The sequence below is a fragment of the Clostridium senegalense genome (assembly GCF_018916625.1).
Classification (GTDB): domain Bacteria; phylum Bacillota; class Clostridia; order Clostridiales; family Clostridiaceae; genus Clostridium_J; species Clostridium_J senegalense.
Genome location: NZ_JAHLNC010000015.1, coordinates 1 through 13,870, shown reverse-complemented (window position 1 = coordinate 13,870; position 13,870 = coordinate 1). Strand labels below are relative to the sequence as shown.

The 13,870-nt window shown below is 25.4% G+C and carries 15 protein-coding genes; 13 read left to right on the top strand and 2 right to left on the bottom strand.

The window, feature by feature from the left end; translation table 11 throughout:
* Positions 1-17: 17 nt before the first annotated feature.
* The 12 genes from KQI36_RS16550 to KQI36_RS16495 all read left to right on the top strand — a co-directional run bounded on the left by KQI36_RS16550 (position 18) and on the right by KQI36_RS16495 (position 10,936).
* A complete protein-coding gene (locus KQI36_RS16550) occupies positions 18-929 on the top strand; it encodes a phosphotransferase (RefSeq protein WP_216451867.1) in 912 nt (303 codons plus the stop codon).
* 121 nt (positions 930-1,050) lie between these two features.
* Entirely contained in the window at positions 1,051-1,911 is an 861-nt protein-coding gene (locus KQI36_RS16545) for a DUF4037 domain-containing protein (protein ID WP_216451866.1), read from the top strand.
* Between the two features lie 191 nt (positions 1,912-2,102).
* A complete protein-coding gene (locus tag KQI36_RS16540; protein ID WP_216451865.1) occupies positions 2,103-2,858 on the top strand; it encodes a class I SAM-dependent methyltransferase in 756 nt (251 codons plus the stop codon).
* A 228-nt stretch (positions 2,859-3,086) separates the two neighbouring features.
* Entirely contained in the window at positions 3,087-3,641 is a 555-nt protein-coding gene (locus KQI36_RS16535; protein WP_216451864.1) for a GNAT family N-acetyltransferase, read from the top strand.
* 283 nt (positions 3,642-3,924) lie between these two features.
* Positions 3,925-4,389, top strand: coding sequence for a DUF1097 domain-containing protein (locus KQI36_RS16530; RefSeq protein WP_061994574.1), 465 nt, complete (start codon positions 3,925-3,927; stop codon positions 4,387-4,389).
* A 311-nt stretch (positions 4,390-4,700) separates the two neighbouring features.
* Positions 4,701-4,976: a hypothetical protein gene (locus KQI36_RS16525; RefSeq protein ID WP_216451863.1), complete on the top strand. Its 276-nt coding sequence runs from the start codon at positions 4,701-4,703 to the stop codon at positions 4,974-4,976.
* A 160-nt stretch (positions 4,977-5,136) separates the two neighbouring features.
* On the top strand, positions 5,137-5,412 hold the full coding sequence (locus KQI36_RS16520) for a hypothetical protein (protein ID WP_216451862.1): 276 nt from the start codon (positions 5,137-5,139) through the stop codon (positions 5,410-5,412).
* Positions 5,413-5,506: 94 nt separating this feature from the next.
* Positions 5,507-6,379, top strand: a complete 873-nt coding sequence (locus KQI36_RS16515) for a DUF4261 domain-containing protein (protein ID WP_244991635.1) — start codon at positions 5,507-5,509, stop codon at positions 6,377-6,379.
* 53 nt (positions 6,380-6,432) lie between these two features.
* Positions 6,433-7,572, top strand: coding sequence for a glycerate kinase (locus tag KQI36_RS16510; RefSeq protein ID WP_216451861.1), 1,140 nt, complete (start codon positions 6,433-6,435; stop codon positions 7,570-7,572).
* Positions 7,573-7,724: 152 nt separating this feature from the next.
* The gene (locus KQI36_RS16505) at positions 7,725-8,483 is read left to right on the top strand and encodes an ABC transporter ATP-binding protein (protein ID WP_216451860.1); all 759 of its coding nucleotides are present in this window, start codon (positions 7,725-7,727) and stop codon (positions 8,481-8,483) included.
* Positions 8,470-10,371, top strand: coding sequence for an ABC transporter permease (locus KQI36_RS16500; protein ID WP_216451859.1), 1,902 nt, complete (start codon positions 8,470-8,472; stop codon positions 10,369-10,371). Before KQI36_RS16505 ends, KQI36_RS16500 begins: the two co-directional genes overlap by 14 nt.
* A gap of 136 nt (positions 10,372-10,507) precedes the next feature.
* Positions 10,508-10,936, top strand: coding sequence for an N-acetyltransferase (locus KQI36_RS16495; protein WP_216451858.1), 429 nt, complete (start codon positions 10,508-10,510; stop codon positions 10,934-10,936).
* Positions 10,937-11,142: 206 nt separating this feature from the next.
* Here KQI36_RS16495 and KQI36_RS16490 read toward each other — a convergent pair whose 3' ends face one another.
* Positions 11,143-11,607: an HD domain-containing protein gene (locus KQI36_RS16490; RefSeq protein ID WP_216451857.1), complete on the bottom strand. Its 465-nt coding sequence runs from the start codon at positions 11,605-11,607 to the stop codon at positions 11,143-11,145.
* A 693-nt stretch (positions 11,608-12,300) separates the two neighbouring features.
* Here KQI36_RS16490 and hisS point away from each other — a divergent pair.
* Positions 12,301-13,596, top strand: a complete 1,296-nt coding sequence (gene hisS, locus KQI36_RS16485; RefSeq protein WP_216451856.1) for a histidine--tRNA ligase — start codon at positions 12,301-12,303, stop codon at positions 13,594-13,596.
* Between the two features lie 144 nt (positions 13,597-13,740).
* On the opposite strand, the gene KQI36_RS17970 is transcribed toward hisS, so the two are convergent.
* On the bottom strand, positions 13,741-13,854 hold the full coding sequence (locus KQI36_RS17970) for an integrase core domain-containing protein (RefSeq protein WP_425321733.1): 114 nt from the start codon (positions 13,852-13,854) through the stop codon (positions 13,741-13,743).
* Positions 13,855-13,870 lie beyond the last annotated feature (16 nt).

Below are 13,870 nucleotides of genomic sequence, written 5' to 3'. Positions count from 1 at the left end.
GGTTATGTGAGGGTGTTATGATTTATGATGAGAATGAAATGAAAAGTTTAATAAGTAATATTGTTGAAAATAAAAATATTAAAATTAATCCCATTGGAAATCATGAAATAAAAAGAAACTTAGTTTATATAATTCATGAAAATGATAAGAAATATGTATTTAAAATGTATTTTAATCATGGAAAAAGTATAAGAGAAATAAACTCATTACAAATACTAAAAGATAGTAATGTTAAAGTACCTAAATTAATAAAAACAGGAAATTATCATGGTTATGATTGGGTTATCATGGAGTATATAAGTGGAGAAACTTTAGATAATGTCATTATGAAAATTAGTGATGAAAATAAAAAACTTATATTTAAAGAGATGGGTGAAACATTAGGGAAAATACATTCATTTAAAATTTTTGATTATGCTGTCACATGGGATAAAACAATAACATCCCAAGAATTTGAAGATTATAAATTTAAAAAGTTAAACAAAAATATAATAGAAATAGAAAGTCAGAATTTACCTGATAAAGATGTTTTATATAAAGCTATAAAAATCCTTAAAGGCAATTATAATAAAATAATTAATAAAAATGAATTTAGATTTACTCATAATGATTTTGAAGGAAGAAATATATTAGTTGAAAATATAGATGGTGAGTATAAAATTAATGCTTTAATAGATTTTGAACATAGCTATCCTGATAACTACGAAAATGATTTAGCTAATCTTTATTTTAAGTATTTTATTAAAAATAAGGAATATGAAAAATGTTTTATTGATGGGTATAAATCATATATGAATATAAAAGAAGATTTTTATAAGAATATAAAATATTTCTTAATAGCTATGGCTATCGATCATTGCAGTTGGTCATTTGTTAAAGCAAATGGATATTATGCAGAAAATATTGAATTTTTAAAAAAATTACTTTAAATTTATAAAATTTAGGATTAATATAAAGGTATGAATATGTGAAAATATAATGTTAAGAAATATATTTTCATAGTTTAAAAGTATTTAAGGTATAAAATTTTATAGGAATATAGGGGGAGTTATGAGTAAAAAATTGTTTAATGATAATTGTGAGAAAAGAATTAAGTTGGCAAAAGAAGTAGCAAGCAAGTGTCCAATAAAATATGGAAAAGAAATAGTTATTATAGGGTCTGTGTCTAGAAACCTTGCTGATGAGGATTCTGATGTTGAGATAGAATTTTTAACTGATGAAAAGATAGAAGAAGAAACTATAATAAATTGGATTAAAGAACTTGGAGGAACAGATTTATATCCCTATGGAATGCCACTTTGGGATGGTTCTATATGGATAATATTTAAATATAATGGATATTGGATTGAGGCTGGATGGCAGAAGATAGAAAATATGAAAACAAATTTAGAACTGATACTTGATGAAAAAGTAAATAGTCATGAAAAATTATTACTAGCATCAACATTTAAAAATGCAATTTTTATAAGAGATAATAATAATCTGAAATTTTTACAAGAAAAATTAGAAAATTATCCAATTAAACTTGCAAAAGACATTATATTAGAAACTATAAAACCATGGACAGTAGGATTAGCTATAGAATCTAGAAAAATGCTAGCAAAGCGAGATGATAAAATACCATTTTTGCAAAGGATGATACCAGACATTCAAAGAATTCTAAGGGTGCTGTATGCAGTAAACAATCAGTGGGAACCAGATTGGAAGTGGATAAAACATATAGTGGAAGACTTAAAAATTAAACCGGAAAATTTAGAGAAAAGAATAGATTCAATTATATGTATAAATGAAAGTAAAACTAGTTTGGAAAATTGTTTTAATTTAATTAAAGATACATTAAATCTTATACCAAAAGAATATGAATTAGATGATGTAACTGATGAAATATTAAAATTAATTTATAGGGTTTAAATCATAGTAAGGAAGAGATTTTTTAAAATCTTTGAAAGAGGTGAATTTTATTATGATACACAAATTAAGTAAATACTCGGTGCAGTTAATATAATCTGATAGCAGATTGTGCCGAGAGAATAATATATTTGTTATCAGTTAACTGCACTGCTTTTCTAATTAAATTATTATATATGAAAAGGAGTAGTTAAATGAATAGAGAACAATTAAAAAACTATTTAAAAAATGAGGAAAATCAAGTATTTCAAGGATGGGATTTTTCATATATCAATGGTAGATGGGATGGAGAGTGTATACCATGGGATTATGAAAAAATTTTATTATCCTATTTAAAAGAAGAATATAAACTTTTAGATATGGGAACAGGTGGCGGAGAATTCCTACTTACTTTAAATCATCCATTTAGTAATACAGCTATAACGGAGTCATACCCACCTAATGTTGCAATTTGTAAGGAAAAATTACAACCACTTGGAATAACAGTTAAACAGGTGGTTGATGATTGTAAATTGCCATTTGAGGATTCTTCTTTCGATATAATAATTAACAGACATGAATCCTTTGATGTTGGTGAAATTAAACGAATATTAAAGGTAGGTGGATATTTTATTACTCAACAAGTGGGGGCAAAAAATGATGTTGATTTATCAGAAAAAGTGATTAATAATTTTAAACCATTATATCCTAATAATAATTTGAAAAATAATATTAAAGCTTTTGAAAATAAAGGATTTGAGATTATTCAATCAGAAGAATCATTTACACCAATACGTTTTTACGATACAGGTGCATTAGTATATTTTGCAAAGATAATAGAATGGGAGTTCCCAAATTTTTCTGTTGATAATTGCTTTGAAAACTTATGTAAGATAGATAAAGAAATAAAGGAAGTTGGATATATAGAAGGAACAGAACATAGATTTCTTCTTGTAGCTAAAAAAATATAAGGTTATAGTAAAAAATTGCTACAGATATATTTACTTTAACTTTAAAATATTAAGATAGGGTTGCAGAATAAAACTGCAACCTTATTTTTGGTTATAATTATTCAATTTTAAATCTATTTATATAATTATTATTTAAAAAATTTATTGCTATTTGACAATATTTATGTATAATAAATAGAAATATTCAAAAAACATGGTGGATATGAAAATAATAAAGGGGGAATGGCGATGAAACATAAAGGTACTGTTTTACTAGAAACTGATAGACTTATTTTAAGAAAATTTGAATATAGGGATTCAATTGATATGTTCAAAAATTGGGGAAGTGATGATAAGGTAACAAAGTATTTATCTTGGCAAACCCATAGGGATATTAAAGATTCAGAAGAAATTGTTAATTTATGGATATCTAAATATGAAGATATAAGTGATTATAATTGGGTAATAGAACTAAAGGACATTAATGAGGCAATTGGAAATATATCAATTGTTAAATTAGAAGATACGAACGAGGCGTGTGAAATTGGTTATTGCATTTCAAGTCAATATTGGAATAGGGGTATTACAACAGAAGCCTTTAAAGCAATAATAAAATATCTATTTGAAGAAGTTGGAATGAATAGAATTTGTGCCAAACATGATATAGATAATGTGGCATCAGGAAAAGTAATGCAAAAATGTGGAATGACTTATGAGGGAACATTAAGAGAAGTTCAAATTAGAAATAATAGATATTCTAGTTTAGCTGTTTATTCGATTTTAAAAAGAGAGTGGAAAAATTAATTAAAAATAAAGCTAAGTTAGTAAAAATACCGTTATAACTTCTAATTATTTAACGGTATTTTTAGTGTTTTTATGGCTTTAAAGTATATAAAAATATTTTTAAAAGGTTATTGAATAATTTTTAAAGGTAGGCTTGTTTACCTATATGTTTAATGATATAATTTTATTTTTATTACTCCTTTTTATGTAAAAGGAGCTTTGTTTTTTTATAATTATATTATACATAAGATAAAAAGATAATTTAGAAATTAATTTCTATTATCTGAGAGGAGAAAGATAGTTAATGAGCAGATCAACTATTACAGCTATTAGTGTAGGGATATTTTCAGGCTTATGGGCATGGATAAGCGATTCTATGGGGCTAATAGGTTGGATTGGGTTTATAGGATGTACAAGCTATTTTGCATCTGGTGGAAATTTTAATGGATTTAAAAAATCTATTTTTGCAAATCTTAGTGGAGTACTTTGGGCAATGGCAATTATGATATGTTCATCTTATTTTGTTAGTTCATATTGGGGATATTTCTTTACTGGATTCTTTTCTTTTGTAATGTGTATACAAGCAAAATCTAAAAAATTAGAGTTTATACCAGGAGCCTTTTGTGGATGTTGTTGTACTTTTGCTACATCGGGAAATTGGAAGGCTGTAATACCAGCTTTATTATGTGGAGCAGTACTAGGGTATGTTTCGGATATGGTTGGATTTTATATACATAATTTACTAGCAAAACAACAGGGGAATATTTAAAACATATAAATTTATATTAATTTTAAAAGTCATAATTTATTTATGGCTTTTTGTTTTGGAAATAATAGAGTAATTAAAAATTAACTATAGGGTTCCAAGTTGACTTTTAAAATTATTCATTCCAAAACCTGCATACCTCAAATAGTGAGACATGCTCTGAATCACTTAGAATTTAACGCTATATCTTATATAAAAATATTTTAAAGTTATTGAATAAATTTAAATTTGAGCTTGTTTCCTTATAATTATGGATAACATACTTGAAAAATGATATTATTTAATCAGGAAATATTTTACTTAGGAGGCATAAGATGAAATATAAAACAGCGGTTATAATACAATGTATTATTTCTATTTTTTCAATATTAGTAGGAATTATATATTTTACAAGAGATATTAAAGTACCAGGTCTAATACCAGGATTAATGAGTGTCTTGATGTTAAGTTTAATATATACATCAAAACAACAATTAAATAGTGGAAAAATAAATAAAAAATACTGGATATTAATACTTTGCACATGCTTATTAGCAGCTATATTTAATATTGTAGTATGTATTGAACAAATTATTAATTTTATAAAGTAAGATAATATTAGTATCTAAATGTAGCACCGTAACAAATGGGACAGGCACGACCAATGTAGCTCCATAAAATAAAAAGAAGCTCTTAAAATTTAGTTGTCATAAGTAAGAAAAGGTTAGCCAGTCCCTAAAAAACCATAAACTTAGACAGGGGATAATTAAAATGAAAAGTAAAGTTATTAGTGTAATAAAATGGATTATTTATATTGTTACAATATTTACAGTTGTAGCTTATTTTTTAAAGAAAGTTATAATACCAGGTTTAATTCCTTTTTTAATAAGTATTTTAATGTTAAGTTTAATATACACATCAAGAAAACGTTTTAATAATGGAGAAATAAGTAAAAACAATTATATAGGTACAATTTCAGTAGAAATAATAGCATTTATTATATATATGATTATTTGTATTTCAGAAATCATTAGTGTTTTAAACTAAAAAATAATTACAATTATAGTTAGTTAAAAAGTTATGATGAAACTGAAATAAATTTAAATTTTAACTTGGAAATATATACATAATGGAGGTTTATATGTTTAATTTTTTAAAGAAGAAAAGTAAAGAAAAAGAAATTCTAGGAGGTGATAAAAAGGAAAAAGAAAGTTTTGCTTTATATATGATATTCCCTAGCTCTTTTGTACTAGACAAGGAAAAAATAACTAAAAGGATAAATAGCATAGATAACTCTGTGGTTAACTTTGATATGATGTATGATTTAGATGGGAAAAATGGTTTATATTTTAATATAACAATTAATGAAGATAAGTTTAGAGTAGTTGGAATAGATTCTAAGCTTCCAAAGGATATATGTGATTATACAATCAATTGTTCATATGGAAATAAGGATGAATTAGATAATATGAAAAAACATAATTATCATATCATTGCTTTTTATGAAGGTAAAAGTATTGATATGAACCATATTTTTAATACATATTTTAAGTTAGCCTATGGTTTTTTAGAACATAATCTATTAGGACTAATAAACGGATATAGTTGGAATGGATTGATTCCGTCTTTAATACAAGCTATGGGAGAAGAAAATGGTGGAAGAAGTTTAGCAAACACTCCAGCAATGATGGTATGGAGAAATTTTGTAAAGATTCCTCATAATGATGGGGTTTGGTTTGTTACAAAAGGAAATAACTTATATGGTATTTGTGAATATGCATATTATGGAACATTTGAAGAAACAGAAGAAGTATATGAAATGTTTGAAAACATATTTAATTACCAATATGAAAGTGGAGCAAAGATAATAGCTGGACATACTATTCAAATTGAAGATGAGATATATTTGAAATTTAAAGAGGTATATGAATTAGAAGATATACTTAATGGTGAAAATATTGGTACTCTTGTACTTGAAAAAATCACTGAAAATGAAATTAATAATGGCTTATAGGATTGTTAAAATGTAAAGTTTACTTTTCTAAGATAAAACATAGAGGTGATAGTATGAAATTTGTATTAGCTCCAGATTCTTTTAAGGAAAGTATGACATCAAAAGAAGTATGCATAGCTATGGAAAAAGGAATAAAAAAAGTATTTAAAGATGCAGAGTGTATTCATGTTCCTATGGCAGATGGTGGAGAAGGTACAGTACAATCTTTAGTAGATTCAACTAAAGGACAAGTATATGTAAAAGAAGTAACAGGCCCTCTTGGAAACAATGTTAATGCAAAGTTTGGTGTTTTAAATGATGGCAAAACAGCAATCATAGAGATTGCAGAGGCTAGTGGATTAACTTTGGTTCCAAGAGAAAAGAGAAATCCATTAATCACAACAACCTTTGGTATAGGAGAACTTATAAAAGAAGTGTTGGATAAAGGATGCAACAAAATTCTTATAGGGCTAGGAGGAAGTGCTACTAATGATGGCGGAGTAGGTATGCTTCAAGCTTTAGGTGCAAAGTTTTTAGATATAAATAACGATGACATAGGTTTTGGCGGTGGAAATTTAAAAAAATTATCTAGAATAGATTTATCAGGATTTGACAAGAGAATCGCAAATATAAATATAGAAGTTGCCTGTGATGTAAAGAATCCTTTAACTGGTAATAAAGGAGCAAGTTTTGTTTTTGGACCACAAAAAGGTGCAACTAAAAATATGGTTATAGTATTAGATGAAGGTTTAAAGCATTTTTCTAATATTGTAAAGCATCAGTTTAATAAAGAAATTGATAAATTAGAAGGTGCAGGTGCAGCAGGAGGATTAGGTGCAGCACTAATTGGATTTTGCAATGGAAAATTAGTAATTGGGATAGAACTTGTAATAAATTATTCAAGATTAGAGGATAAATTGCAAGATGCTGATTTCATATTTACAGGTGAAGGGAGTATAGATATTCAGACAACTTTTGGTAAAACACCTATTGGGGTTTCTAGTTTAGCAAAGAGATATAATATACCTGTAATAGCATTAGGTGGCAGAGTTGATTCTAATATAGAAAAACTATATGAGTTAGGGATAAATGCTGTATTTGGAATCTTACCAGGAGTTGAAACATTGGATGAAGCTTTAAAAAATGGAAAAGAAAATGTAGAAAGAACAACAGAAAATATTTGTAGAGTTATTAAAATAAATAATAAATTTTAAAAGTTTCTAATATTTTTAAGTCTTGAGAGTTCAGGGCTTTTTTTATTACAAAAGTGTAATAAAGTTGAAAGCTTAACAAATGGTTTATATTCATTTCTTTAAGTAAAATTAGAGTATCAAAAATATTTTATACGTAAGGAGAAATGATTTATATGAGTATATTAAAAGTAAAAGAAATTGAAAAAATTTATGATGGAAAAATAAAATATAGAGCTTTAAATGGTGTAAGTTTTGATTTAAATAAAGGAGAGTTCGTTGCAATAATGGGACCTTCAGGAAGTGGAAAAACTACTTTACTTAATTGTATCTCTACAATTGATAATTTTACTGGTGGAGAGATTATAATAAATGATAAAAAACCTCATGAATTAGATGATGATAATCTTTCAAAATTTAGAAGACAAGAACTAGGTTTTGTTTTTCAGGATTTTAATTTAGTAAATACTTTAACTGTAGAAGAAAATATAATTCTTCCTCTTACATTGGACAATGTTAAAGAATCAATTATGGCAGAAAGATTAAGTCGTGCAACAAAATTATTAGGTATAGAAGCATTATTAAAGAAGCGTACTTTTGAAATTTCAGGAGGACAAGCTCAAAGGGTAGCTATTGCTAGAGCAATAATTAATGAACCAGCATTACTTTTAGCAGATGAGCCTACTGGTAACTTAGATTCAAAAGCCGTAAAAGATGTAATGGAGCTTTTTGTTTCCATAAATAAAAATTTAAATACAACTATTTTAATGGTTACTCATGATCCATATGTAGCTAGCTTTTGTAGTAGAGTAATTTTTATTAAAGACGGTAATTTATACAATGAAATCCATTCACAAAATAATCAAAATGAGTTTTATGGAAAAATCATGGACACTTTAAGTTTCTTAGGAGGTGGAAGAAATGAATTTAAATAAATTAGCAATTAACAATGTATTAAGAGATAAGCTAACATATTTGGCTTATTTTTTAAGCAGTGTATTTTCAGTTTTTATATTTTTTTCTTTCTCAATTTCTATGTTTCACCCTGATTTAGGTGTTATTGGAGATGGAGCTACACTTTCACTTGTAATGGAAGCAGGAAATATTATAGTATATATTTTCTCATTTATTTTTATTGCATATTCTATTAAATCATTTATGCATTCTAGAAAGAAAACTTTAGGAACTTTTATAATTATGGGGGCATCAAAAAAGCAACTTAATAACATCATATTTAAAGAAAATATGTTTATAGGAATTGCTTCAATAATAACAGCTATTATACTTGGACTAATATGTTCACCATTTTTCTTAATGATTTCTCGAAATATAATGGGTGTTAATGGATTTAAAATATATTTTCCTATTAAAGCAATAGGGTTAACATTTGTTATGTTTTTTATTCTATTTCTAATAATAGCATTTATAACACCAAAATTTATTCGTAAAGATAAAGTTATAAAATTATTAAAATCAGATAAAATTTCTGAAAAAGAAAGTAAAATATCACCATTATTAATGACTATAGGTGTATTTATAGCCTCTATTTTAATTCTCTTAATTGCATTTTATAAAAAATATGAAGGAATAAGAGAATTTGTAAATAGTCAACTAGGAACTACAGCAATGTTTGTAGGGGCTTTAGTTGTATTATATGTTATATATTCTCAAGGTTCTATTTTACTAGTTTCAAAATTAAAGAGTAAAAAACTTTATTTAAAAAAGACAAATATGCTAACAATATCAGATATAAAATCAAAACTTAATTCTAATATAAAGATGATGTATCTTGTTACAGTTTTATTTATAGGAGCATTTTTAGCTATTGATATTTTATATGCTTCAAGTGCAGATGTAGAAAAGAATACAAAAAATGTACAACCTTATAGTTATACATATATGTCTCTTGGAAATAATGACAATGAGCAAGAACATATAGAATTAATAGGGAATTCTTTAAAAGATAAAGTTGGATATAAAAAATTTAAGGCTGAAATATTATATAAAGATGAAGATTTCAGAAATGGATTAATAAGTGAAAGTGATTATAATAATCTTATAGAAGGTGTTGGTGGAGAGAAAGTTTCACTTAAAGATAATGAAGTTTATTTGGTAAAAGTAAATTCAAGTTTAAGTATAAAAGAGGAATCGTCTAAACAAAATACATCTCTTTTAGGAGGAAATAATTATACTATAGTAGGTTTGGGAGAAAAGAACATATTTCCAGACAGTTATTTTAATACAGTTGTAGTTGTAAATGATAAAACATTAAATACTCTTAATGAAAGAGAAAATTTTAATATTATAAAAGATTATTCTTATAATATTGATAATTGGCAGAATGACTCAGTAGTTTCAAAGGATCTTAAAAGCAAACTAGTAAGGGGAGATGTTTATAAATTTGGATTCTTTAGTGCTAATGATATTTTAAATACAGAAAAGATGGTTAAAAATCTTACACTATATATAGGATTTTTTATAAGCATAATTTTTATTATTGCAGCATTAAGTATAGTTTATTTTAGACTTATTACAGATATTGAAAGAGAGCGAATTAAGTTTAAAGGTATAATTAAGCTTGGCCTTTCTAAAAAGGAACTTTCTAAAATAATATCTACACAAAATTTTATACTAATGTTTGTACCGTTTATAATTTCAACAATTATAACTTTTATTGTAATGTTAATTTTATCTGCTAACTTTAGTGGATCATATATTAAAGCTGGAGTTGGATGTTCTATAATTTTCTTAGTAATTGAAATTATAGGTTACATCATAGTAAATACAAAATATAAAAACTCAATACTTGAAAAAAACTGTTAAACAAATAAAGTAACCTATTATTAGGTTGCTTTATTTACTTTTACAAACATATTAAAATCATGTAAAATAAATTAAACAATTATGGTTAATATAGAAAAACAAGCTGACATTTGAATTTATGAAGGGAGTTTTATTTATGATAAGAGAGATAAATGATAATGAGATAGATAAAGTTATGAAAATATGGGAGGAAAGTACTATTAAAGCCCATAACTTTATAGAAGAGAGTTATTGGAAAGAAAATTATAATAAAGTTAAAGATATATATATTCCTATGGCAGAAACGTTTGTATATGATGATGGTATAGATATAAGAGGATTTATTAGTGTAATAGACAATAATTTTATAGGTGCATTGTTTGTTGACACTAATTTTCAGAACCTAGGAATAGGAAGTAAATTGATAGATTTTGCAGTTGAAAGATATGAACTTTTAAGCTTAGCAGTTTATAAAGAAAACGAAGGTGCAGTGAATTTTTATATAAGTAAAAATTTTAAAATTATAAAAGAGCAAACAAATGAAGATTCAGGGTTTTTAGAATATATAATGTCAAATTGTAATTAATGTTATGTTGTATAAAATAAATTTAATATAATAAAACATAAAAATCAAAAGATATCATTATTATAATTAAGTATAAAAAATTAAAGAACTTGAAGAAAAGATAAAAACCTCAAAGAACGGTTAACTGCTCTTTGAGGAAAATCATATAAAAAAGTTTAGAAATAATATATTTTAAATTATAAAATTAATAATTATAACTTTTAATTCTATGCAATACCAAATTCAAGTTTAAGTTTTTCATACCTGTTTTTTTCATGTGGTTTGATTTCAAACATAGGATTGTATAAACAATGTTGAAAAACATCTGCATCTTTTAAGATTTCATCAAATTGAGAATGTATTAGTTCTTTTTCACTATGATTATAAATAGCATCACAAATAATTTTAGTTTCATTATCATTTGTGATACGTAATTTTTGCAATATTTCTCTTGCTAAAATAGAACCTTTATGTGCATGTTCTTTTGTGTCCATTTTAGCATAGGAGTAAATATCATGAAGCATGCCTGCCATAGTTGCAAGTTCAGCATTTTCTTTACGCTTTAATGCAATTAATGTACAAGATTGAGCAACTCCATATAAATGCATATAAGCACATCTTCGTTCTTCAACATCTGTCATATTTAAGATTATTTCATCAATATATTTTCTTAAAATTTCAATTCTGTTCATATTTAATCCTCCTCAAAGTACAAAGAATTCACGTAATATTTTATATATGTTATCTAATTATAAAATCAATTTAAATTAGAGGTTCGACTTATATCTATTTTTTACAAGTTATAGTTATTTGGAAAATAATAAAATAGAACTATGATAATTATAACATTTATACCAATATATACAATAAAATGAATATAAATTTTCTTCTTTGAAATAAGTTACTTTATATAATTATAGGTTGTATTGCTAGAATATGAACCTCTGGCTTATTAAAAAAATGTATCAAATTTGAACGTTGAGTTAAAATATAGTAAAGAAATAAATTTAGACTTTACAGAAGAAATTTATGGATGTATAATAGGATTTAATTATTTATAAGTTAAAATAAAATTGAAATATAAATAAAAAAAGTAACATAAAAAGTAAAATATTTAGAATAATAATTTATATTATATAAAATTTTAGGAGGAAAATTATGAGTACACTTAATAGAAACAAAGTATATTTTATGCATCATCATCACTAGAGACTTGGTCTGCTTAATTGTAGATACAAGTCTATTGCCGTAGGCTTGTATCTCTAGGTGATGATAAATTAAGTGTAAACATAATTTATTTAAACCGTGTAGGTATATGCCTACACGGTTTTTTGTCGTATAAGGCATATGAAAAGAAATAAGTTTAATTTAAGGAGAGAGTAAAAATGAAAAAAGAAATAATCAAACCAAGTATATTACCAGGATTTATGGAACTATTACCAAATGAGCAAGAAAAATTTAATGACATAGTAAATAAAATTTTAAATGTATATGAAAAGAACGGTTGTTTAGCTATAGACACTCCTATAATAGAAAAAGCTAATGTGCTTCTTGCAAAGACTGGTGGTGAAACGGAAAAGCAAGTTTATAGTTTTACAAAAGGAAAGAATGATTTAACACTAAGATTTGATTTAACAGTACCTTTTGCTAGATACGTAGCTCAACACTATAATGAATTAACTTTCCCATTTAGAAGATATCAACTAGGAAAAGTGTATAGAGGTGAGAGAAATCAAAAGGGGAGATATAGAGAGTTTTATCAATGTGATATAGATGTTATAGGCAAAGATAAATTAGCTATAGAAAATGATGCTTGGGTTATAAGTTTAGCGTCAAAAGCATTTAAGGAAATAAAACTTAAGAATTACAAATTTCAAATTAGTAATAGAAAAATATTAAAAGGAATCTTAAAGAGTCTAAACATAGAAAACTCAAATGAAGTTATGATGTTGATAGATAAATACGACAAAATTGGCAAAGGAAAGTTTATTGAAGAACTTACATTTTTAATAGGAAATGAAAAAACTTTATATTTAAGCGATATTTTAGATATTAAGGGAAGTAATAAAGAGATATTAGAGTCTCTTGAAAGACTAAATATTAAAGAAGATTATTTTATAGAAGGCGTAAGTGAGATTAAGAAAGTAAATGAAATTCTAAAAGTTTTAGGTGTTGAGGAGAATGAATTTGAAATTAATTTAAAAATTATTAGGGGGTTAGATTATTATACAGGAACAGTTTTTGAAACTTTGCTAATAGGAAATGAAACTTATGGTTCAATATGTTCAGGGGGAAGATATGATAATTTGGCAGAAAATTATACAGATAAGATATTACCAGGGGTAGGAATTTCTATAGGTATGACAAGATTATTCTTTGTTTTAAAAGAAATAGGATTTATAGAAAATTATAATGTGAAAGGAAAGTTGAATTATTTAATAATACCAATAGGTGATACATTAGAATATTGTGGAACTGTTATGAAAAGCCTAGAGAAAAAGGGTTATGGAGTTACTATATATTTTGAAGAAGATTCTTTAAAAAAGAAAATGAATTATGCCAATAAATTAGGTATAGAAAATGTAATTTTAATTGGTGAAGAAGAGAAAATAAAAAATGAAGTAAAGGTAAAAAACATGACTTTAGGAAAGGAATTTGTAACAGATTATAACAATTTATAGAAAACTAATGTGAAATTTAAATTTATTCATCAAATTTTTGTTATCAGTTGAGAAAAATAAGTGTAAATATATTTAGTTAAGAACTATCGGACGGCTCCCCTCTAATTGGACAAACTTAACTTATACTAATATATGCTTAAATTTTTAAACACACGTTAAATTCTTAAGATAATATTCGTGTGGTGTAACATATCCAATTGAAGAGTGTATTCTCTCATTGTTATATCTATAAACAAAATCATTTATATTATTGCGAATATCATCTAAACTCCAA

Coding starts and splice junctions, on each gene's coding strand:
- KQI36_RS16515 (WP_244991635.1), top strand. CDS start 5,507: ATGTTTAATTTTTTAAAGAAGAAAAGTAAAGAAAAAGAAATTCTAGGA.
- KQI36_RS16520 (WP_216451862.1), top strand. CDS start 5,137: ATGAAAAGTAAAGTTATTAGTGTAATAAAATGGATTATTTATATTGTT.
- KQI36_RS16510 (WP_216451861.1), top strand. CDS start 6,433: ATGAAATTTGTATTAGCTCCAGATTCTTTTAAGGAAAGTATGACATCA.
- KQI36_RS16545 (WP_216451866.1), top strand. CDS start 1,051: ATGAGTAAAAAATTGTTTAATGATAATTGTGAGAAAAGAATTAAGTTG.
- KQI36_RS16495 (WP_216451858.1), top strand. CDS start 10,508: ATGATAAGAGAGATAAATGATAATGAGATAGATAAAGTTATGAAAATA.
- KQI36_RS16535 (WP_216451864.1), top strand. CDS start 3,087: ATGAAACATAAAGGTACTGTTTTACTAGAAACTGATAGACTTATTTTA.
- KQI36_RS16490 (WP_216451857.1), bottom strand. CDS start 11,607: ATGAACAGAATTGAAATTTTAAGAAAATATATTGATGAAATAATCTTA.
- KQI36_RS16525 (WP_216451863.1), top strand. CDS start 4,701: ATGAAATATAAAACAGCGGTTATAATACAATGTATTATTTCTATTTTT.
- KQI36_RS16505 (WP_216451860.1), top strand. CDS start 7,725: ATGAGTATATTAAAAGTAAAAGAAATTGAAAAAATTTATGATGGAAAA.
- hisS (WP_216451856.1), top strand. CDS start 12,301: ATGAAAAAAGAAATAATCAAACCAAGTATATTACCAGGATTTATGGAA.
- KQI36_RS16540 (WP_216451865.1), top strand. CDS start 2,103: ATGAATAGAGAACAATTAAAAAACTATTTAAAAAATGAGGAAAATCAA.
- KQI36_RS16550 (WP_216451867.1), top strand. CDS start 18: ATGATTTATGATGAGAATGAAATGAAAAGTTTAATAAGTAATATTGTT.
- KQI36_RS16530 (WP_061994574.1), top strand. CDS start 3,925: ATGAGCAGATCAACTATTACAGCTATTAGTGTAGGGATATTTTCAGGC.
- KQI36_RS16500 (WP_216451859.1), top strand. CDS start 8,470: ATGAATTTAAATAAATTAGCAATTAACAATGTATTAAGAGATAAGCTA.